The sequence below is a fragment of the Corynebacterium jeikeium genome, assembly GCA_003955985.1.
Lineage (GTDB): Bacteria > Actinomycetota > Actinomycetes > Mycobacteriales > Mycobacteriaceae > Corynebacterium > Corynebacterium jeikeium_D.
The window spans coordinates 1,288,016-1,310,404 of the sequence record CP033784.1; the positions used below are offsets into that span (position 1 = coordinate 1,288,016).

General features: G+C 58.2%; 18 protein-coding genes. 16 read left to right on the forward strand and 2 right to left on the reverse strand.

Annotated elements, in window-relative coordinates; all coding sequences use genetic code 11:
• Positions 1-6 precede the first annotated feature (6 nt).
• Positions 7-2,268, forward strand: coding sequence for a bifunctional (p)ppGpp synthetase/guanosine-3',5'-bis(diphosphate) 3'-pyrophosphohydrolase (locus tag EGX79_05730; protein AYX81719.1), 2,262 nt, complete (start codon positions 7-9; stop codon positions 2,266-2,268).
• Between the two features lie 121 nt (positions 2,269-2,389).
• On the opposite strand, the gene EGX79_05735 is transcribed toward EGX79_05730, so the two are convergent.
• On the reverse strand, positions 2,390-3,229 hold the full coding sequence (locus EGX79_05735) for a peptidylprolyl isomerase (protein AYX82744.1): 840 nt from the start codon (positions 3,227-3,229) through the stop codon (positions 2,390-2,392).
• 292 nt (positions 3,230-3,521) lie between these two features.
• Between EGX79_05735 and EGX79_05740 the strand changes: the two genes are divergently transcribed.
• Both EGX79_05740 and EGX79_05745 read left to right on the forward strand, forming a co-directional pair.
• Positions 3,522-4,193, forward strand: coding sequence for an MBL fold metallo-hydrolase (locus EGX79_05740; protein ID AYX81720.1), 672 nt, complete (start codon positions 3,522-3,524; stop codon positions 4,191-4,193).
• A 43-nt stretch (positions 4,194-4,236) separates the two neighbouring features.
• A complete protein-coding gene (locus EGX79_05745) occupies positions 4,237-5,520 on the forward strand; it encodes a histidine--tRNA ligase (protein AYX81721.1) in 1,284 nt (427 codons plus the stop codon).
• A 27-nt stretch (positions 5,521-5,547) separates the two neighbouring features.
• Here the strand turns inward: EGX79_05745 and EGX79_05750 are convergent, their stop codons facing one another.
• On the reverse strand, positions 5,548-6,435 hold the full coding sequence (locus EGX79_05750; GenBank protein AYX81722.1) for a metalloprotease: 888 nt from the start codon (positions 6,433-6,435) through the stop codon (positions 5,548-5,550).
• Between the two features lie 271 nt (positions 6,436-6,706).
• On the opposite strand from EGX79_05750, the gene aspS reads away from it, so the two are divergent.
• The 13 genes from aspS (at position 6,707) to EGX79_05815 (ending at position 22,308) form a co-directional block, all read left to right on the forward strand.
• The gene (gene aspS / locus EGX79_05755) at positions 6,707-8,536 is read left to right on the forward strand and encodes an aspartate--tRNA ligase (GenBank protein AYX81723.1); all 1,830 of its coding nucleotides are present in this window, start codon (positions 6,707-6,709) and stop codon (positions 8,534-8,536) included.
• A 147-nt stretch (positions 8,537-8,683) separates the two neighbouring features.
• On the forward strand, positions 8,684-9,865 hold the full coding sequence (locus EGX79_05760) for a hypothetical protein (protein ID AYX81724.1): 1,182 nt from the start codon (positions 8,684-8,686) through the stop codon (positions 9,863-9,865).
• A gap of 7 nt (positions 9,866-9,872) precedes the next feature.
• Entirely contained in the window at positions 9,873-11,339 is a 1,467-nt protein-coding gene (locus EGX79_05765) for a replication-associated recombination protein A (GenBank protein AYX81725.1), read from the forward strand.
• Positions 11,340-11,467: 128 nt separating this feature from the next.
• Entirely contained in the window at positions 11,468-14,128 is a 2,661-nt protein-coding gene (locus EGX79_05770; protein ID AYX81726.1) for an alanine--tRNA ligase, read from the forward strand.
• A 37-nt stretch (positions 14,129-14,165) separates the two neighbouring features.
• Positions 14,166-14,669 carry a Holliday junction resolvase RuvX gene (ruvX, locus tag EGX79_05775; protein AYX81727.1) on the forward strand — a complete coding sequence of 168 codons (504 nt, stop codon included), beginning with the start codon at positions 14,166-14,168 and terminating at the stop codon, positions 14,667-14,669.
• A 261-nt stretch (positions 14,670-14,930) separates the two neighbouring features.
• Positions 14,931-16,157, forward strand: coding sequence for an endolytic transglycosylase MltG (gene mltG / locus EGX79_05780; protein ID AYX81728.1), 1,227 nt, complete (start codon positions 14,931-14,933; stop codon positions 16,155-16,157).
• Between the two features lie 14 nt (positions 16,158-16,171).
• The gene (locus tag EGX79_05785) at positions 16,172-16,987 is read left to right on the forward strand and encodes a shikimate dehydrogenase (GenBank protein AYX81729.1); all 816 of its coding nucleotides are present in this window, start codon (positions 16,172-16,174) and stop codon (positions 16,985-16,987) included.
• A 26-nt stretch (positions 16,988-17,013) separates the two neighbouring features.
• Entirely contained in the window at positions 17,014-17,625 is a 612-nt protein-coding gene (locus EGX79_05790) for a hypothetical protein (protein ID AYX81730.1), read from the forward strand.
• An 85-nt stretch (positions 17,626-17,710) separates the two neighbouring features.
• Positions 17,711-18,907 carry a chorismate synthase gene (locus EGX79_05795; protein AYX82745.1) on the forward strand — a complete coding sequence of 399 codons (1,197 nt, stop codon included), beginning with the start codon at positions 17,711-17,713 and terminating at the stop codon, positions 18,905-18,907.
• Positions 18,908-18,947: 40 nt separating this feature from the next.
• Positions 18,948-19,469, forward strand: coding sequence for a shikimate kinase (locus EGX79_05800; protein ID AYX81731.1), 522 nt, complete (start codon positions 18,948-18,950; stop codon positions 19,467-19,469).
• Positions 19,470-19,556: 87 nt separating this feature from the next.
• Positions 19,557-20,666 (forward strand): 3-dehydroquinate synthase, encoded by a 1,110-nt coding sequence (locus EGX79_05805; protein AYX81732.1) that lies wholly within the window; start codon positions 19,557-19,559, stop codon positions 20,664-20,666.
• Positions 20,663-21,139, forward strand: a complete 477-nt coding sequence (gene aroQ / locus EGX79_05810; GenBank protein ID AYX81733.1) for a type II 3-dehydroquinate dehydratase — start codon at positions 20,663-20,665, stop codon at positions 21,137-21,139. The genes EGX79_05805 and aroQ overlap by 4 nt, the downstream gene beginning before the upstream one ends.
• Entirely contained in the window at positions 21,136-22,308 is a 1,173-nt protein-coding gene (locus tag EGX79_05815; protein ID AYX81734.1) for an aminopeptidase P family protein, read from the forward strand. The genes aroQ and EGX79_05815 overlap by 4 nt, the downstream gene beginning before the upstream one ends.
• Positions 22,309-22,389: the final 81 nt, after the last annotated feature.

The window sequence follows — 22,389 nt, forward strand, 5'->3', positions numbered from 1 at the left end:
TGAGTCATGGCTGAAGGGCCCGCACGCCGTTATGGTGCCCGCCTAGCGCGAAGCCTTACCGGCAACAGAACGAAAACCCGCCCGGTGCTAGATCCCCTTGTCGCGGTGCATCGACAGGTGCATCCGCGCGCAGATTTGGCTGTGCTTCAGCGTGCCTACGATACCGCCGAGCGCCTTCACGACGGCGTGTACCGGAAATCCGGCGAGCCATACATCACTCACCCGCTTGCAGTCGCCACTATTGCCGCCGAGATCGGCATGGATACCACCACGCTGGTGGCAGCGCTGCTACATGACACGGTCGAAGATACCGATTACACGCTGGAGGACCTGGAGCGGGACTTCGGCCCAGAAGTCGCACGACTGGTCGACGGCGTGACCAAATTGGATAAGGTCGCGTTGGGCTCCGCCGCCGAGGCAGAGACCGTGCGAAAGATGATTATCGCCATGAGCCAGGACCCGCGCGTGCTGGTTATCAAGGTGGCTGACCGGCTGCATAACATGCGCACAATGCGCTTCCTGCCGCCGGAAAAGCAGGCTAAGAAGGCCCGTGAGACCCTCGAGGTGATTGCACCGCTGGCGCATCGTTTGGGAATGGCCAGCGTGAAGTGGGAGTTGGAAGATCTCTCCTTCGCCATTTTGTACCCGAAGAAGTACGACGAGATTGTGCGTTTGGTCGCAGATCGAGCGCCGCAGCGGGACCGGTACATCCAGGAAGTCTCCGAGATGATTCAGAAGGATCTGAAGGAGTCGCACATTGCTGCTGAGGTACAGGGCAGGCCGAAGCACTACTGGTCGATTTATCAGAAAATGATTGTCCGCGGCCATGAGTTCGACGAGATTTTTGACCTGGTCGGACTTCGAGTTCTGGTGGACACGACCAAGGATTGCTATGCCGCGATGGGTGCCGTCCACTCGCTGTTCAAACCTATGCCGGGGCGATTCAAGGACTATATTTCCGCGCCGCGTTTCGGGGTTTACCAGTCGTTGCACACAACGGTCATCGGTCCAGGTGGCTCCCCGCTAGAAGTGCAGATTCGCACCCATGAGATGCACTACAACGCTGAGTACGGCATTGCCGCACACTGGCGCTACAAGGAAACCAAGGGCTCTCACAAGGGAGATTCCGCCGAAGTCGATCAGATGGCGTGGATGCGTCAGCTGCTGGATTGGCAGCGGGAGGCCGCAGATCCTAACGAGTTCCTGGACTCCCTGCGCTATGACCTCTCAGTCACTGAAATTTTTGCGTTCACACCTAAGGGCGATGTCATCACATTGCCTGCGGACTCCACGCCGGTCGACTTTGCCTACGCGGTCCATACTGAAGTAGGTCACCGATGTATTGGTGCCAAAGTCAACGGCAAGCTAGTGGCGTTGGAATCACCGCTAAAAACTGGCGACCGCGTCGAGATTTTCACGTCCAAGGATGCCGATTCCGGTCCGTCTAAGGACTGGGAGAAGTTTGTTAAAACTCCACGTGCGCGGGCAAAGATCCGTCAGTGGTTTGCCAAAGAGCGCCGCGAGGAGGCACTCGATGCCGGCCGTGACGCGCTGGCTGCAGAGGTACAGCGCGGCGGTCTGCCGATGCACCGCCTGTTCACTCCGGCGTCCATCAAGCAGATTGCCTCCGAGCTGCACTATGCGGATGTCGATGCGCTCTATACCGCTATCGGTAAGGGGCAGGTCTCAGCGCAGCATGTGACTCACCGGCTGATGGCGCAGTTCTCGAGCGCGGACGATGCCGAAGAGCAGTTGGTCTCCCGCACGCCAATTTCAAAGATGAACGTGCACAACACTCCGCGCCGCGCTGACAGCACGGGTGTGTTGGTAGAAGGCAGCGCGGATATGGCCGCTAAGCTTGCCAAATGCTGTACGCCTGTGCCGGGCGATGCCATCTTTGGCTTCGTCACCCGCGGCGGTGGGGTCAGTGTGCACCGTACGGACTGCACTAATGCGGAGAAGCTGCACCAGGAGCCGGAGCGCATTATCGAGGTCTCCTGGGCAACAGATTCCTCCGGTGCGGTCTTCATGGTTACGGTGCAAATCGAAGCACTTGACCGTCATGGACTGCTCTCGGAGATTACTCGCGTCTTCTCCGATCAGAAGGTCTCAATCCTGTCGACGTCCTCCCATACCTCCGATGACCGCGTTGCCGTAATGCGTTTTAGCTTCGAGGTTTCGGACACTAAGCAGATGGGCTATATCTTCAACATTCTGCGCGGTGTCGAGGGAGTCTTCGATGTCTACCGCATTACTTCTGGTCAGTAGGCGGTTTAGCAGCCCATCGATATGTGAAAAAGGATGAGGCCGCGTAGGTATTAAAACAGGGCCAAGGTGAAACACCTTGGCCCTGTTTTTGATTAATTTCTGAATCAGTCAGTTGAGTCAGCTACTTGACTTCCGCCTTCTCAATACGGACTTCCTTAGCTGGCTTACCGTCAGAGGTACCGTCGCCCTCGATACCGTTCTTCGCAATGTCCGCAACCGTCTTGGTGCCCTCGTCAGTCATGGAGCCAAGCACGGTGTACTGCGGAGGCAGCTGAGAATCTGCCCAGTTGAGGAAGAACTGGCTGCCGTTGGCATCTGGGTCGCTCGGGTTTGCCATGGCGATAGAGCCCTTCGGGTACACCAACGGGGTATTCTGATCCAGACCAGAATCCTTGACCGGCCATTCGCCAGCGAACTTGAAGCCCGGGCCGCCGGTACCGGTACCAGTCGGGTCGCCACACTGCAGAACGTTCAGGCCACCACCGGTAATACGGTGGCACACAGTGTCATTGAAGTAGTCGGACTTGGCCATGTGCTCAATTGCATTGACGCCGCAAGGTGAAATAGCGCGGTCCAGCTCCATCGGAATGTCGCCCTGGTTAGTCTTCAGGGTGATGGTTACAGTGCCAGTGGCGGGAACGTTGTCGGTAGCTGGCTTATCTATGTCCTTCGATGCCTCGCCATCATCCGGGTAGTCACAGGTCACGGTTTCCGGAAGTGGGGAAGAGCGCTTCATTGGAACCTTTTCACCGCTGACAGGAGTAGCTGTCAGAGCTGCAGGTTCGACTGGAGTCGTGGATTCATCAGCGGCCTCATTGTCGTCAGCGCCGCCAGCCGTGGTCAGCAAGTAGATGCCGCCACCGATAAAGAGCAGGATAGCCAAGGTGGTTACGACAACGCCCAGTGGCTTCAGCTTCTCGGCACGTGCACGGCGCTTAAGTTCGCGCTCGAGCGTCCGCATCGCATCTTTGCGCCTTTGCTCATTATTGGCCACTAGTCTTTCTCCGTATCTGTTAGTCATCTATTGCTGGTGACGGAACACCAGCGGACGATTTTGCCCATTGATAGTGACCGCATTTGAAGTAACAGCTCAGTCGGTCACCGTCGCGTACACAATCGACCATTATGCCCGGGATTGCTTCCCATTTGCGAGATGACAGGCCAACGAGCAAGGGGAAAGGTGCTCTCTTCCCGTTGTTGGAAGGCGCAAATAGCCTGCCGGGGGCTGTACACAATCGTTACAATGGAGCGCCATGGAGATATTTGGTTTTGCAGCCGGCCCTTTTCAGACCAACTGCTACGTGGCAACAGGCGCTCCGGAAATGGACGGCCTGTCCACCCCATGCGTCATTGTTGACCCGGGCATGGGGGCGTTCGAGGTAGTACGCGGCGAGGTCGAGAAGCGAGATTGGAAGCCGGAAGCAATTCTGCTGACCCATGGTCATATCGACCATGTCCGCGATGTCGCGGAGGCCTCCGACTTCTGGGATATCCCCGTCTTCATTCACGAAAGCGACAATGTGTTGCTGGCCAATCCGAAGCTCGGCGGTTCTTCTTTCGGACACCTCTTTGACATCGATTCTATGCAGGCTTATACGGAAGCCGATTTCTTCGAGGATGGCGACGAAGTAAAGTGGGCAGGGTTGAATTTCGAAGTCATTCACGCTCCGGGTCACTCTCCGGGATGCGTGATGCTGCGCGCTTCCGATGGGGAAGATGAGATTGTCTTCAGCGGGGACGTCCTCTTTAAGGGGGCTATCGGTCGCGTAGATTTGCCGGGCAGTAGTCCGGAGCACATGCAGCAGTCGTTGAAGGATAAGGTCCTCCCGCTGGCGGATGACCTCATGATTCTTCCGGGCCATGGCTCCGCATCGTCGATAGGCGAGGAGCGCGCGACCAACCCGTTCCTGCAAAACCTCACCTAGCCTGGCTGACACCTCGTGAGAGTTGGCAGGTAGAGTTAGCGGGGTGAACTCTAGCCAGAAGCCAAAGAAGTTGAAGCCATTCTCCGCGCCCAAGGGCGTGCCGGATTACGTCCCGCCGGTCTCCCGCGAATTCGAGGCGGTGCGAAACTCATTCCAGCACCGCGCACGACTTGCGGGCTATGAGCACATTGAGCTGCCAATTTTCGAGGACACCGGGCTTTTTGCACGTGGCGTAGGTGAATCGACGGACGTCGTCACCAAGGAGATGTACACGTTCGCCGACCGCGGCGGCCGCTCCGTCACCCTGCGCCCGGAGGGTACCGCGGGCGTGATGCGCGCGGTCATTGAGCACAATTTGGATCGCGGTCAGTTGCCGGTCAAGCTTTCCTACGCGGGGCCATTCTTCCGCTATGAACGCCCGCAGGCAGGCCGTTACCGTCAGTTGCAGCAGGTGGGCGTAGAGGCAATCGGCGTCGATGATCCTGCGCTGGACGCTGAAGTCATCGCGCTTGCCGACGCATGCTTCCGCGGTATCGGACTCGAAGGCTTCCGCCTTGAACTGACAAGCCTTGGCGACAACACCTGCCGCCCTGAATATCGCGCTAAGCTGCAGGAGTTCTTGTTTGACCTGCCTCTGGATGAGGAAACGCGCCACCGTGCAAACATCAACCCGCTGCGCGTCCTCGACGATAAGCGACCGGAAATGCAGGAAATGCTTGCCGACGCGCCGCTGATGCTGGACCACCTTTCTGACAGCGCTCGCGGTCACTTTGAAGCTGTGACTGGACTGTTGGATGACATGAAGGTGCCCTATGTCATCAATCCTCGAATGGTGCGCGGACTGGACTACTACACCAAGACGTGCTTCGAGTTTGTTCACGACGGCCTTGGTGCTCAGTCGGGTATCGGCGGCGGTGGTCGCTACGACGGGCTGATGGCGCAGCTAGGCGGCCAAGAGCTGTCTGGAATTGGCTTTGGTTTGGGTGTGGATCGCGCGCTGCTCGCACTGGAAGCAGAGGGCAAGCATGCCAGCGATGGTCGACGCGTCGATGTGTATGGTGTTGCGCTCGGTGAAGAAGCCGCTCACGCTATGGCGGTGCAGATCAATAAGCTGCGCCAAGCGGGTATCCGCGCAGATATGTCCTACGGCGGCCGCGGTCTGAAGGGCGCGATGAAGGGTGCCGATCGCGCTGGAGCCCGATTTGCGTTGGTCCTCGGCGAGTCTGAATTGGCCGCGGGCGAGGTTCAGCTGAAGAACCTTGAGTCCCACGAGCAGCACGCAGTCGCCCTAGATGCACTGGTTCAGGAGTTGCAGTCGCGCATCTAGGAAACGCGCATTTGTTAAGTGCGGAGTCTAGCTGTAGACGCCGCGCTCGAGAGTGTCGCACTGAGACATCTTTCCTGACTTGTAGCCGGTGAGGAATGCCTTCGTACGCTGCTCGGCCGAGCCGTGGGTCCAGGAGTCCGGTTGAACACCACCGCCGGAATGCTGCTGGATGGTGTCATCGCCAATGGCCTTCGTAGTTTTGAGGGCATCGGCAACTTGCTCGTCGGAAAGCGGTTCGAGGATTGCGTCCGGCCCCTTGTCCGCGTAATGAGCCCAGATACCCGCGTAGCAGTCGGCCTGCAGCTCGATCTTTACAGCGTCGGAATCGGGGCCCGGTTCGTTGTAGTTACTGCGGCCGAGTGTGCCCTCCAACCTTTGGATATGGTGGGCGAATTCGTGGGCCACGACGTATTCCTGTGCGAGCGGTCCGTTGCCTCCGCCCATGCGCTCCAGGGTGCTAAAGAACTCCGTGTCGAAGTAGGCCGTTTGATCGGCGGGGCAGTAGAACGGGCCGGTGGACGAGGACGCTGCGCCGCAGCCCGACTGAGTGGAGCCTTCAAAGAGGACTAAGCCTGGGTTCGTGTACTCGATGCCGGCCTGTGCGGGGAGTTGTTCTTCCCAGACTCGGTCGACCGAAATACCGGTGAATTCCATCCGGCAATCGATGCGGCTGTTGGCATCTTCGCCGGTCTTGCAGGGATCCTCGCCAGGGGACTGCTGTGCAGTCTGCGAGGACTGGTTGTTCTGGGCACCTGTCAGCTGTCCCAATTGTCCCGGGTCGCCGCCGAGAAGTAAGTACAGGCCGATGAGGACAAGGCCGCCGATACCGCCACCGCCTACGGCGATAGCGCGGCCACCACCCGAGCGTCGCTCGGCACGAGCCGAGCTCTTTTGGAAGTCATTCCGGAAGGTCATAGGAGTAAGACTATTGCATAAGGTGCGGAAAACGGGCCATTGAATAGCGCTGCGTCATAGTATCCGCATGTAAATCAACGTCAGGATCTACGGAGAACTTTGTCTAAGTGAGTACATGAAGCCCGAGGTAGGCCCAAGGCGATGACCGGTAATAAGCAAAATAGCCGGGGTCTTCTTCTCACCTTTCTGGCTTCAAGGTAGACTACACGGACGAAACCGCTATCCACAGCGTTAATCCCTATAGCACCAATTTTGGAAGGACCAATTCGCAGTGCTTCGTACGCATCTTGCCGGAGACCTCCGCGCTGACCTCGCCGGCAGCACAGTAACCCTGACCGGTTGGGTAGGACGCCGCCGTGACCATGGTGGCGTGATCTTCATCGACATGCGTGACCGCTCCGGTTACGCCCAGGTTGTGTTCCGCAACAGCGAAGTTGCTGAGCGTGCACACCACCTGCGCAGCGAATACTGCATTCAGGTCACCGGTGTCGTTGAGAAGCGCCCGGAGGGCTCCGAAAACCCGAACCTGGCATCGGGTGAAATTGAGGTCAATGTTACGGAGCTGACCATCCTCAACGAGTCGGCGGCATTGCCGTTCCAGCTCGAGGATGTTGGAACTTCTGGCACTGTCGGCGAGGAAGCCCGCCTGAAGTACCGCTACCTAGACCTACGCCGTGAAGGCCCGGCCAAGATTATGCGTCTCCGTGCGGCTGTCAACCGCGCAGCCCGTAAGGTGCTGGACAGCCACGACTTCACCGAAATCGAGACCCCGACGTTGACTCGCTCTACGCCGGAAGGTGCTCGTGACTTCGTGGTGCCGGCTCGTTTGAAGCCGGGCACTTTCTACGCACTGCCGCAGTCCCCTCAGTTGTTCAAGCAGCTGCTTATGGTCGCTGGCATGGAGCGCTACTACCAGATCGCCCGCTGCTACCGAGATGAGGACTTCCGCGCTGACCGCCAGCCGGAGTTCACTCAGCTCGACGTTGAGATGAGCTTCGCCGAGCAGGACGATGTCATTGCGCTGGCAGAAGAGATTCTGGTTGCTATCTTCGCCGAGGCCGGTGTCACTGTTCAGACCCCGATTCCACGCATGACCTTCAAGGAGGCCATGGAGAAGTACGGTTCTGACAAGCCGGACCTGCGCTTCGACATTCCGCTGGTGGAGTGCACCGAGTTCTTCAAGGACACCACTTTCCGTGTCTTCCAGAACGATTACGTCGGTGCAGTTGTTATGGACGGTGGCGCATCGCAGCCTCGTCGTCAGCTCGACGCTTGGCAGGATTGGGCCCGCCAGCGCGGCGCAAAGGGCTTGGCCTACATCCTTGTTGGGGAGGACGGCACTCTGGGCGGCCCGGTTGCCAAGAACATTACTGACGCAGAGCGTGAAGGCATCGCGGCGCACGTAGGCGCGAAGCCGGGTGACTGCATCTTCTTCGCTGCAGGTGACGCTAAGAGCTCCCGTGCACTGCTGGGTGCTGCTCGTGGAGAGATTGCCAAGAAGCTCGGCCTTATCAAGGAAGGCGACTGGGCATTCACCTGGGTCGTCGACGCACCGTTGTTCGAGCCGGCTGCCGACGCTACCGCTTCCGGTGACGTTGCCCTGGGCCACTCGCAGTGGACTGCTGTGCACCACGCCTTCACCTCGCCGAAGCCAGAGCACATGGATACCTTCGACAAGGATCCTGGCAACGCACTGGCTTACGCCTACGACATCGTCTGCAACGGTAACGAAATTGGTGGCGGCTCCATTCGTATTCACCGCCCAGATGTCCAGAAGCGCGTCTTCGATGTTATGGGCATCGGCGAGGAAGAGGCACAGGAGCAGTTCGGCTTCCTGCTGGATGCCTTCCAGTACGGCGCTCCGCCGCACGGTGGTATCGCATTCGGTTGGGATCGTATCGTTTCCCTGCTGGCCGGCGTTGACTCCATTCGCGAAGTTATCGCCTTCCCGAAGTCCGGTGGCGGCGTTGATCCGTTGACTGACGCCCCGACTCCGATTACCGCTCAGCAGCGCAAGGAGACCGGTATCGACTTCAAGCCGAAGCCAAAGCAGAAGGCAGACGGCGTTAAGGCAGCAGCCGACGCAGGCGACAGCAAGTAAACAAAGAAATCACATTGCGAGGAATGTGATCTGCCACTCCAGCGTGAACAGCGCGAGTGGCGCCAATTCCTCCTAACCAAGGCGGTACTGGCCACAACGCAACATCCGTATCGCCTGACTGAAACTGGCTCATTGAAAGGGCATTCAATGGAGTACTCGGACGACGCTGCAGCAGAAGTTGACAGCGTAGTTAAAGATGCAGAGACACTGCTTTCCGCACGATTCGGCGGCACTCCAGTGTTGTCGGATCCAGAAGTACTTACAGGTCAGTCAAACGCTCTTGTTGTCCGCGTACGGGTCGCCACAAATCCCTTTATGCAGGAACGCACGGTCGTCGTAAAGCAAATTCCTACGACGACTGAAGGCGTCGATCCCGCCGTTTTACGGGAAGTCGTGGCGTACCAGTTCATCAATACACTGCCTGACGACGTCCGCCCGGGGCCTCAGCTTCTTGCTTACGATGTTTCAAAGCAGCTATTGGTTCTCAGCGACGTCGGTGTCGTGGACACTCTTGCGGACGTACTCTTTCGTGGCGATGAAGAGCGACGATTGCGCGCATTCCGCAGCCTCGGCGCTTCGCTGGGTCGGATGCATATTCACACGCATACTCGTGAAGAGGGATTTGAGACCCTGCGTCGTCGTATGTGGGTGAAGAACAAGGTCGATCGCGAGGCTCTCGAGGCGCGTGACCACGGCATTGTGTCGGGGATTCGCTTTGGTATGCGAGCTGTCGAGGGGTCCGGCATTCCTGTTCCCGACGCTGTGCGCTCTTTCGGTGAGGATGCTGCTCGTCGAATTGAGAAGGGCACGCATAGGGCGTTTACTCCGTTTGACCTCGCCCCGGACAACATTCTGCTGGCGGATAAGGTCCAGTTCCTCGACTATGAGTGGGCTGGTTACCGCGATGTCATCTTCGACGTGGCCAGCGTCGTCGCAGGCTTCCCGCTGCACGTTTTCGTGGAGCGTCCATCGGAGGCAGAGGTCGACGTGTTTGTCCGTGCCTGGATGGAAGAGATTCGTGACCATTGGTATCGCGGCACGAGCGACCGCCGTTTGATGGCGTTCATCGCTGCGGCGTTGCTCGGTTGGTTTTTCATCTCCGCAACGGTTTCCTTCTTCGGTTCTCCAAAACAAGCGCTGTGGGTGGGGCATGAAGGACGCACGGACCTGAAGCCGGAAGTTGGCGGCTCAGCACTGGAGCGGCGCGACATGGCTAACACGGCTCGCGCGATTGCACAGTTCGCCCATAAGTGTGAGGACGATCGTGCCGACGAGCTGGAACAGTTCGCGCATGCAGTCATCGATTTCTTAGAGCAAGAGGAAGGCTAGGGCACACGTGGCGGATCCGAATAAGCTGCCGTCAGGCGGTGCAAACGGCTCCGCCGATGACGCTCCAGGGCTTTTCGACGAGCCTTCGGTCGCCGGACCTACAGCGGCCAAGAGCCAAGGTCGGAGTGCGGGGCCAGCAAGCACTGGCCTGAACTCCGATGCGAGCGCCTATTTTCACCCAGGTGCACACGCGCCGTTGGCGGTTCGGATGCGACCGCGAAACCTCGATGAAGTCGTTGGTCAAGACCACCTGTTAGCCCCCGGAGCACCGTTGCGCCGTCTGGTCGAAGGTGGCGGCGACACCTCCGTTATTTTGTTTGGCCCTCCCGGAACTGGCAAGACCACTCTCGCCAGTTTGATTTCCGCGGCGACTGGACGACACTTTGAAGCGCTTTCCGCGCTTAATGCCGGGGTAAAGGAAGTGCGTGCGGTTATCGACACTGCTCGTCGCACGCTCGTTAACCAGGGCATTCAAACGGTGCTCTTCATCGACGAGGTGCACCGTTTTTCCAAGACCCAGCAGGATGCCCTGTTGGGTGCCGTGGAAAACCGGATTGTCCTTCTCGTCGCGGCAACGACGGAAAACCCATCCTTCTCAGTGGTGTCCCCGCTGCTCAGTCGGTCACTGCTGTTGCAGTTGCAGTCACTGGACGACGAAGCCGTCGGCACGCTCATTGATCGAGCACTTACCGATGAGCGCGGCCTGAATGGTCGCGTCAGTATGACAGACGATGCACGTAAACAGCTCATTGCGCTGGCAGCTGGTGATGCTCGTCGTTCCCTCACGTACCTCGAGGCAGCCGCAGAAGCCGTCGCCGATGGTGAGCAGATTACCGCTGAGTCGCTTGCCAATTCGATCAACAGAGCCGTGGTTCGCTATGACCGCGACGGCGACCAGCATTACGACGTCACCAGCGCGTTTATTAAGTCCGTTCGCGGATCTGATGTCGATGCTGCCCTGCATTACCTGGCGCGGATGATTGAGGGTGGGGAAGACCCTCGGTTTATTGCCCGCCGAATCGTTATTCTGGCCAGCGAAGACATCGGTATGGCCGACCCGACAGCTCTGCAAACCGCCGTCGCCGCGGCGCAGGCAGTTGCCTTGATAGGGATGCCGGAAGCCCGGCTGACGCTGGCGCAGGCCACGATTCACTTGGCAACAGCACCGAAGTCGAATTCGGTCATAAGCGCAATCGACGGGGCATTGAAGGATGTTCGTTCCGGGAAGACCGGACCGGTGCCACCACATTTGCGGGACGGACATTACAGCGGGGCTAAGGACCTTGGTCACGCGGTGGACTATATCTACCCGCACAATGACCCCATGGGTGTCGTCGCCCAACAGTATCCACCAGATCAGTTGGTGGGCACTGATTATTTCGTTCCATCCAATCACGGTCGTGAAAACGGCATGGCTGAGTACCTCGGACGCATTCGCCGAATTATCCGGGGGAGCCGCCGGAAATCGAAGTAGGCGAGATCGGTCGGGATCTACGGGGTGCCGGTGGGGTGGTTTTAAAGTTGCTCGAACCGAGCGGGTAGACTGCTAGTTTTGTATTAAACATCTCGGACGCTCGACGTGAAACGAGGAAGTAGAACACCGTGCAGACTCATGAAATTCGAAATCGCTTCATCCAGCATTTCGTAAAGGCGGGACACACCGAGGTCCCCAGTGCCTCCCTGGTTTTGGATGACCCGAACCTGCTGTTCGTTAATGCCGGCATGGTGCCGTTCAAGCCCTACTTCCTCGGCAATGAGACTCCGGACTTCTCCACCGCGACCTCAATTCAGAAGTGCGTGCGCACACTGGACATTGAAGAGGTGGGTATCACCACCCGCCACAACACCTTCTTCCAGATGGCGGGTAACTTCTCCTTCGGAAATTACTTCAAGGAAGGTGCCATCACTCATGCATGGAGCCTTCTGACTGGTGCTGTTGAGGACGGCGGCTTTGGCATCCCGGCTGAGAAGCTGTGGGTGACGGTTTTCCTCGATGACGATGAGGCTCATGACATCTGGCACGAGAAGGTTGGTGTGCCGGAAGAGCGCATTCAGCGCCGAGGCATGGCGGACAACTACTGGTCCATGGGTGTGCCTGGCCCGTGTGGCCCGTGTTCAGAGATTTTCTACGACCGCGGCCCGGAGTACGGTGCTGACGGTGGCCCAGAGGCGGACGAGGATCGCTACATCGAGATTTGGAACCTCGTCTTCATGGAAAACGAGCGTGGCGAAGGAACAGGCAAGGACTCTTTCGAGATTCTTGGCCCGCTGCCGAAGAAGAACATCGATACCGGTATGGGCATCGAGCGCGTTGCTTTTCTGCTGCAGGGTGTCGACAACGTCTATGAAACCGATCTGCTGCGTCCGGTTATCGACGAAGCTGAGCGGCTCACCGGTTCGAAGTACAGCTCCAACCACCAGGACAACATCCGTTTCCGCGTCATCGCCGACCACAGCCGCACCGGCTTGATGCTGATGCTCGACGGTGTCACCCCCTCGAACTCCGATCGTGGCTATATCCTGCGTCGCCTGCTGCGCCGCATCATCCGCTCTGCGCGTCTGCTCGGCGCTAACGGTCCAGTGCTGGAGAAGCTGATTGGTATTGCGGCCGAGACCATGACCCCGTCGTACCCAGAGATCGCGGAGAACTGGAACCGTATTCGCCGCGTCGCCGTCGCCGAGGAAAAGACCTTCACCAAGACTCTGTCCGCCGGTGAGGAGCTGTTCGAACGTGCTGCCACCAAGGCCAAGGCAGAGGGTAAAACCGTTCTATCCGGTCACGACGCCTTCACCCTGCATGACACCCACGGCTTCCCAATCGACCTGACCATCGAGATGGCCGAAGAGGCCGGCCTGACCATCGACCGCGAGGAATTCGATCGCGAGATGGCTGAGCAGCGTGCGCGCGCAAAGGCCGACAGCCAGGCAAAGAAGCAGTCTCACACCGACCTGCATGTCTACCGCGAGTTCATCGATGAACACCCGACGTCCTTCACTGGTTACGATCGGCTTGCCGACGAATCCACGATTCTCGGCATCATTGCCAATGGCCAGAAGCAGGCGTTTGCCGCAGAGGGCGATGAGATTGAGGTTATCCTCGATCGCACTCCGCTCTACGCCGAGGCCGGCGGTCAGCTGGCTGACCGTGGTCGTATCGTGACTGATTCCGGCGCTGTGGTCCACATCAACGATGTTCAAAAGGTGGGCAAGAAGCTGTGGCTGCACAAGGGCATCGTCACCGCTGGTGAATTCACTCCGGGTGTCTCCGCTGAAGCTTTGGTCGACGAGCAGTGGCGTCACGGTGCTCGTCAGGCGCACACTGCAACTCACTTGATTCACGGTGCTCTGCGTCAGGTACTGGGGGATACTGCAACTCAGGCTGGTTCCATGAATAAGCCGGGCTACCTCCGTTTCGACTTCAAGTACGGTGAGCAGCTCACACCGGAACAGCTCCGTGAGATTGAGCAGATCACCAATGAGGCTGTCGACAACGACTGGGCTGTCAATACTGCCGAGATGCCTTTGGAAGAGGCCAAGGCAGCTGGTGCCATGGCATTGTTCAACGAGAACTACGGCGACATCGTCCGCGTTGTCGAGGTCGGTGACCCGTTCTCAATTGAGCTGTGTGGCGGTACCCACGTTTCGCATTCTTCGCAGATTGGTCCGGTAGCTGTGCTGGGCGAGTCCTCGGTCGGATCGGGCGTGCGCCGTATTGAGGCTTACTCGGGTATGGATTCCTTCCGCTACCTGTCCACCGAGCGTCTCCTGGCTGAACGACTGGCCACTGAATTCAAGGCTCCTTCTGCTGAGCTGCCAGACCGCATTGCAGCACTGGCTGAAAAGCTCAAGGCTGCAGAGAAGCAGCTCGCTGATTTCAAGGCCGGACAGCTGCTGGCCAATGCCGCGTCTCACCTGGAGTCCGCTCGCACCATCGGCGATGTCACCTACCTCGGCCTTAAGCTTCCCGACGGTACGGAGATGAAGGACATCCGTTCGCTGGCTAATGACTTGGCGAAGCGCCTTGCGGATCGCCCAAGCGTCATTGCGTTGATTTCCAACGCTGGCGGCAAGGTTCCGTTTGTGGCCTCGGTTTCGGATGAAGCCGTCAATCGCGGTATTAAGGCCGGCGATTTGGTGAAGCTGATGGGCGCTGAGGTCGGCGGCAAGGGCGGCGGTAAACCGGCAATGGCACAGGGCTCCGGCTCTGATGCTTCCGGAATCGACGCAGCATTGGCCGCGGTTGAGGCCGAACTGTCCAAGTAGCCAATTAACGGCTGTGCTATCGGAAGAGCAGTAAACAATGGCTAAGCCCCGTATTGATACCCCCGGTCAGGATGATCCCGGTCGGGGTCGACGGCTCGGAATCGACGTCGGCGATGTCCGCGTTGGCGTCGCGGTCTCTGACCCCGACTGTATCCTGGCGACCCCGGTTGAAACAGTCACTCGAGCAACGGGGCGAAAAGATCCTGACGGGCCGGATATTGACCGGCTCGTGGAACTTGCCACTGAACTTGAGGTCGTCGAGATTGTTCTCGGCATGCCCCTCATGCTCGACGGCTCGTTCGGGACTTCTGCGCGGAAAGCTACTGACGTTGGATTCCGGCTGCAGCGCCGACTCGGTGACCGAGTCGTAGTGCATTACGCCGACGAGCGGATGACGACGGTAATGGCCCAATCACGGCTGCACGCAGCAGGTATTGATGTTAAGTCCGGGCGGAAGATTATTGACCAGGTTGCGGCAGTAGAAATTCTGCAGTCCTGGTTGGACAGACGGGCAAAAGCTTTGGACGGAAATACCGACTAAGGGGGCACACAAAAGTTACCGAAAGGTGACAATTCACCCACCTTTGCGCAATTATTAAGTGTGTAATACCTAAGCACGTTTGTCGCGTGCATAGGATTTGAAAAGTTGAAGTGGCGATTCACACCTACAATGCAACCTAGTGCTACGACTTCGTCGTAAAGCTATGTCGCACCAGTCGTTATCAGTCGCGTGTCGTACCCGAACGGGAAGACTCCTTGCTGATACCGATGGGAGAGTGAGCTGCATTCGAGGAGATTATTGATGAGTAAAGACGCGCAGACTGCGCGCCGCACTGATAGCGGCGGTGCCGACCGGGACCGCGCTGGTGCTCGCAGCGGTGGGACAAAGTCTCGAGTTCGTCACCGCCAAACGGCAGTGGCAATCAATGTGACTTCTGTCCTGTTATGCGTGTTGGTCCTCGGAGTGATTGGCCTCGTCTGGAACCGTGGCGGCATTGTTGACGATTACGATGGCAAAGCTGAGGGTCCATTGACGATTGTTGAGGTCAGTGAAGGCACGTCACTTACTGATTTGTCCAACCAGTTGGTGGAAAGCGGCGTCGTCAAGTCTTCCCGTGCGTTCATCCAGGCCGCGAATGAGAACTTTCATTCAAGTGAATTGCAGCCTGGTTTCTACCGACTCCATCAGCGGATGAAGGCCGACGAGACCGTCGAGGTTCTTCTGGATGTCGAAAATCAGGTCGGTACCGTTGACATTCCGACTGGCGCCCGTTTCGCCGATACCCGCATTGTGTCCTCATCGGATGTACGTAAGGGAATTTTCTCGCTTATTTCTGAGGCCACTTGTGTTGAAGACAATGACTGCGTATCCAAGGCCGATCTCGAACGTGCTGCTGGCGAGGCCGATTTGGCCGCGCTGGGTGTTCCAGAATGGGCACGGGACGCGGTAGCTGCGCGTGGCAACGACCCTCGTCGTCTTGAGGGACTCATTACGCCGGGTATTCATCACCTTGACCCGCAGCAGACGCCCGAACAGATGCTTGCAAAATTGGTCAAGGAATCGGTGAAGAATTATGAGGACACGGGTCTCATGGCTTCAGCGGAAATGGTTGGTCTTACTCCATACGAGCTGATTACCGCAGCTTCTTTGATCCAGATGGAGGCGCCAGATGGCGACTTCGATAAGGTCGCTCGCGTTATTCTCAACCGTCTCGACGAACCGATGCAGCTGCAGTTCGACTCGACAGTCAACTACGACCTGCCAGATCAGGAAATCGCAACCACGGATGAGGACCGCGCGCGAAAGACCGCGTGGAACACCTACGCCAAGGAGGGGCTGCCGGAAACCCCCATTGCTTCGCCCTCCATCGAGGCGATTCGTGCCATGGAAAATCCGGCTGACGGCACCTGGCTGTACTTTGTCACGGTGGACAAGGAAGGAAATACTGTCTTTAGCACGACCTTCGAAGAGCACGAGGCCGCTATCGACGAGTCACGCAACAATGGCGTGCTGGATTCCAACCGCTAAGAGGTAGAACTCCTATGCCTATAACTCATCGCGCAGCCGTGCTGGGAGATCCGATTGATCACTCGTACTCGCCGGCTATTCACAACGCCGGTTACCGCGCTGCGGGAATGAATGACTGGCACTATGACCGCATCCGATGCAACGCCGAAGAGCTTGCCGACGTCGTTGGTGGCGCAGACCCCAGTTTCCAGGGGTTTTCCGTCACGATGCCCGGCAAGTTTGCCGCGCTGGACTTCGCCGATGAAGTCAGTGAGCGCGCGAGGCTCATAGGTTCAGCGAACACTCTGGTCCGTCGCGATTCGGATTGGTTTGCCGACAACACCGATGGCGACGGCGTACTGGGAGCACTGCGCGAGATAGACTGCACGAACGCACCACGTGGCCGCGCCGTTGTTGTTGGTGCCGGTGGCACAGCACGGCCGGCACTTTGGGCGCTGTCGCAGCTGGGGGTCAATCATGTGACCGTGGTAGCGCGCTCCGAGCGCGCATATGACATTGAACCATTAGCTGCCGCGCTGGGGATGGAATTTGTTTGGGTGACTTTTGATGTTCCAAACCTGGCAGATATTGCTGGTAATGCCGACGTGCTGGTCTCTACGGTGCCGTCAGCCGCAATTGAGTCGGTTGCTGGCTACCTCGCTCGAGCACCGAAGATTCTCGACGTCATTTACAATCCCTGGCCAACCCCACTTGTGAAAGCAGCGGAACGCGGAGGGACACAGGCGGTCGGTGGATTGTCCATGTTGCTACATCAAGCGGTGGGACAGTTTGAGCAGTTTACTGGACGCACTCCCGATGTCGAGGCGATGCGTGCAGCGCTGCCGAACTAGCTCACAACCGTTACAATCCCAAAGTTATGGGGTGGGGAATAACTGAGATAGGGCTGTCTCCGATTGGACAGCACAGGATTGCCCCGGTCTACCTTGACCGGGTTTTCTATTTCCTAGTCGTGATGCTTGTACTCGGCTGGGGCGGTATTGGCTGCTGGTTGGATGTGACTCGGCGAAGACTACCGAACTGGTGGTTAGTGCTAGGGGCAGTGGGTCTGATAGCAACCACTGGAATGGTGCTCCAGCAAAAGAGCACCTTGGCTGACAATCTCGCCAGTGCAGTCGCAGCCATAGGAACAGGAATAGGCCTCTGGTTTGGCCTCTATGTAGCAGTCTTCATCTTCAACCCACGCTCTATGGGGGCTGGAGATGTGAAGCTCGCAGCAATTCTCGGGGGCGGTGTCGGTCTGGTATCGGGCGAGCCAGTGGCGACAGCAATTTGGATTGCAGTGGCAATTCTGTTGGCTGCCGGACTCACTCTCCTCATGGCAGGAGTCACCGCGGGAAAGCGGGGCTGGGGTGACCGTCGTAAAGCAAAAACAGCGCCTGTACCGGCGAGCGTGCCTCATGGGCCTGCGATGCTTGCAGCAACCGCCATTGTGTGGGGGATAAGCGGAGGGTACCTACAAGTCCCCTGAAGCGGTAGACCAGGGGCGATGAATTGGGGCATATTTGAAACTTGTATGCCCCCAAATGCACAAGAAGTACGGCAAACATGACATTATGATACCTATGCTTCGTTGGACTACCGCGGGTGAATCTCACGGCAAAGCGCTTATCGCTCTCGTAGAAGGCGCGCCAGCCGGACTTCCCCTGACTACAGATGACGTATCACGCCACCTCGCACGCCGCCGCCTCGGCTATGGTCGCGGGGCGCGAATGAAGTTTGAGGCTGATGAGGTCACCCTGCTGACTGGCATTCGACATGGTGAGACGCTGGGATCGCCGATTGGCATTATGGTCGGCAACTCCGAATGGCCCAAGTGGACTGAGGTCATGAGCCCGGATCCAGTTGACCCAGTTGTTTTGGATACAGCTCGTGGCGCCACCTTAACCCGCCCGCGCCCGGGGCATGCCGATTTCAACGGCATGCTGAAGTACAACCACACCGATGCTCGAAACATCCTGGAGCGTTCATCGGCTCGCGAGACTGCAGCACGTGTGGCGGCATCGGTTGTGGCACGCTCAATTCTGCGTGAGACTCTCGGTGTGGAAGTTGTCAGCCACGTTATTTCCATCGGTCGTTCGGAGCCCTGCGAGGGGCCACTGCCGACCTTCGCTGATCAGGACAAGATTGACGAGTCGCCAGTGCGTGCATTCTCCGCAGCTGCGGAGGAGTCGATGATTGACGAAATCAAGGCCGCCAAGAAGCAGGGCGACACCCTCGGTGGCATCGTCGAGGTCGTTGTCCACGGTCTGCCGGTGGGTCTGGGATCGCACATTTCCGGTGATGCCCGTCTGGATTCGCAGCTTGCGGCTGCCTTGATGGGAATTCAGTCCGTCAAGGGCGTGGAGTTCGGCGACGGTTTTGAGGAAGCCCGTCGCCGTGGCACCGAGGCTCACGATGAAATGGTGCGTACCGACGACGGCGTGGATCGGGAAACTAACCGCGCCGGTGGCCTGGAGGGTGGCATGACTAATGCTCAACCTCTCGTTGTGCGTGCTGCGATGAAACCAATTTCGACCGTTCCGCGTGCGCTGAAGACCGTCGATATGGCCAGCGGCGATGCAGCTACCGCAATCCACCAGCGCTCTGATGTCTGCGCGGTCCCGGCCGGCGGTGTTGTCGCAGAGGCAATGGTCGCGCTGGTACTGGCGCGTGCAGTGATGGAAAAGTTCGGCGGCGATAGCCTGGAGGAAACCAAGCGTAACGTTGAGGGCTACTTGGAGCAGACTCGACGTCGCCTTGATTGGAAATAGCGCCACAGTCGCGCACACGAAGAAGGGTAAAACGAGGGGAATGTCCGTTCCTACTATTGTCCTTGTCGGACCGCCCGGATCGGGAAAGTCCACCATCGGTCGTCGACTGTCTCGTGCATTGAGCACAAAACTCACCGATACCGATGAGATGATTGAACAGCGCATGGGCAAGACTTGTGGGGAAGTCTTTTCCGAGCTGGGAGAGCCGGAATTCCGCCGTATCGAGGAACAAATCGTGGCGGAGGCTCTGACCCACGACGGAATCGTCTCACTTGGCGGTGGTGCCGTGATTTCGCAGGCGACCCGTGACCTGCTGGCAGACCATAACGTCGTCTACCTCGAGATCAGCATTGCAGAGGGTGTCCGTCGTACAGCGGGTAACAATTCGCGCCCGGTGCTCCAGGCGGATGATCCTGAGGCTCATTACCGCGCGCTCTATGAGGCTCGCCGAGCTTTTTACGAAGATGCAGCCACTTTCAAGGTGCGTTCCGACGAACGTTCCCCGCAGCGCGTTGTGGCCGAGATCCTCAGCTACCTCGATGAAACCTGCGACGAGGCTTAACTGGCGACTCTTAAAAGGCGGCAGCTAATCACTGCCGTATAACCAGCAACTCCATACATTTCTTACGCTAACGACTAGGGACTGACAATGAACTCAACCCGCACAATCCGTGTTGAAGGCCCATCCCCGTACACGGTAGCCATGGGGCATGGACTCACCGAGCAGATTGCGGAGGCCGCTACGTTTGCCTCCCAGGTTGCGGTGATTCACCAGGAGAGCGTTCAAGAGCTGAGCTTCGGCGTCATCAAGGCTCTGGCGGACAAAGGAGTCGACGCCTTTAGCATCCAGGTTCCGGATGCGGAGGAGGGCAAGACGCTCGCAGTTGCTGAAACAGTTTGGGACACTTTTGGTGAACGCGGTCTGGGCCGGCGTGACGCGGTAATCGCGATTGGCGGCGGTGCAGCTACAGACTTCGGTGGATTCGTCGCCGCCGCGTGGATGCGTGGAGTGAAGGTTATCCAGGTCCCGACGACGCTGCTCGGCATGGTCGACGCAGCTGTCGGCGGTAAGACCGGTATCAACACTGCAGCCGGCAAGAACCTGGTCGGCGCTTTCCACGAGCCTGCCGCGGTGTTCTGTGACCTTGATGTCCTGCGCACCTTGCCGAAGGCCGAGCTGATCGCGGGCTCGGCAGAGATTATCAAGGCCGGATTTATCGCGGACACGAAGATTCTCGATCTTTACGAGGCAAACCCGCAGGCCTGCCTCGATGTTGACGGTGACCTGCCAGAACTGGTCGAGCGCGCGATTGCTGTCAAGGCACGCGTTGTCGCTGAGGATCTGAAGGAATCTGGCCTCCGTGAGATCCTGAACTATGGCCACACTTTCGGTCATGCCGTTGAGCACTTTGAAAACTACCGCTGGCGCCATGGCCATGCCGTAGCTGTAGGCATGGTTTATGTTGCCGAGCTGGCCAAGATCACCGGACATATTGATCAGGAACTCGTAGACCGCCACCGTCGCATCCTAGAGTCCATTGGTCTGCCAACGACCTACCAGACAGGTCGTTTTACCGAGCTCTACGATGCGATGACCAGGGATAAGAAGAACCGCGACGGTGCGATCCGATTCGTTATTCTAGAAAACCCCGGTGAAACAGCCCGTCTTGAAGGCCCGGGAATGGATGACCTCGAGCGTGCATACGAACTGCTCTGCAACAATGGGCACGCCGCATCGGAGGAGTCAGCCCGCTCATGACCTCTCTTCGCGCAGCAACTGATGCCACAGCGGCGATTCCGACCGTGCTTGTTCTGAACGGCCCGAACCTCGATCGTCTGGGCAAGCGTCAGCCAGAAATTTACGGTGCCACTACTTTGGCCGATGTCGAATCTGAACTTCGCACCCTAGCCAAGGAGCTTGGCGTCGTGGTGGATTGCCGCCAATCCAACTATGAAGGTCAACTCATCGAGTGGGTTCATGAAGCTGCCGACTACGGTTGGCCAGTCATTATCAATCCAGGGGGGTTGACACACACCTCCGTCGCCCTACGTGACGCGCTTGCCGAAATTGCCGACGGCGCGGGCTTCCACGAGGTCCATATTTCAAACATTCACGCCCGGGAGGATTTTCGGCACCACTCGTACCTGTCGGCGCTTGCCGCGGGCGTTATCGTCGGATGCGGAACTGATGGGTATTCCATGGCACTGAGAAGGGTGAGTACGAAACTATGACAGATATCTCCACGAACTACGCCGCCCGCCGAGCCGCTCTTATCGACGCATTGTCCGACAACGACTGCGACGGTTTCCTCACAGTCGATCCGACGCATGTTGGTTGGCTTACAGGTTTCCACGGCTCGAATGCTGGTTTGATTGTTGCGGCCAGTGGGGAAGCGCTGCTTTCCACCGACGGCCGCTATACGGTTCAGGCTGGCAAACAGGCACCGGACGTGGAGTTACTCACCGCCCGCAACACCGGCGTGGCACTCGTCGGTCAATGCCGAAAGCTGGATATCTCGCGTCTTGGTGTTGAATCTGAGTTCCTCACTATGGCCGCTTATCAAGAGCTAGAGGATGCCCGGCCACAGGCACTCGAGCTGGTATCGACTACGGGCGTCGTCTCTAAACTGCGGGAGGTCAAGTCCGATACGGAACTCGTCGCTCTGCGCCATGTCGCCGACATCGCGGTCTGCGCATTCGAGGACTTGCTTCACGACGGCATCGTGGTCGCCGGCCGCACGGAGCGCGAAGTCGCCGCAGAGTTGGAGTACCGCATGCGCATGCATGGCGCCGATCGGCCTAGCTTCGACACGATTGTCGCGAGCGGCCCGAATTCCGCCAAGCCACACCACGGGGCGGAAGATCGCGTAATCGAGGCAGGTGACCTGGTCACTATTGACTTTGGCGCCTTTGCCGGGGGCTACAACTCAGATATGACACGTACCCTCTTTGCCGGTGAGGCGGGAACGTCGTCAAGCGAAAACGATCCGAACAATACGTCGTCAGATTTGGACGGCGCGATTGTTGCCGGGGTGGAGTTCGCAGACGAGAAGGCCCGAGAGATTTACAATGTCGTGCTGGAAGCCCAGCTGGCTGGCGTAAAAGCGGCCGTGCCAGGGGCTGATGTTGTGGCTGTAGACGCAGCATGCCGGGACATTATTGAAAAGGCTGGTTATGGGGAGCACTTCGTTCATTCCACCGGCCACGGAATCGGTATTGAGGTGCATGAGGCTCCATTTGCTGCTCGCACCGGCAAGGGGAAGTTGGCAGCTGGCATGACGTTGACCATCGAGCCTGGTATTTATGTGCCGGGGTTCGGCGGTGTGCGCATCGAAGATACGTTGATTATCACCGACACCGAGCCGGAAATTATTACGCAGCTGCCGAAACCGCGGGCCTAACATCACGGCGTTTTATTTTTCTCTCGATGAGATACGGAGTATCGTGGTTTCGTCAGAGAGCTTTTTAACAATTTCAGGAGA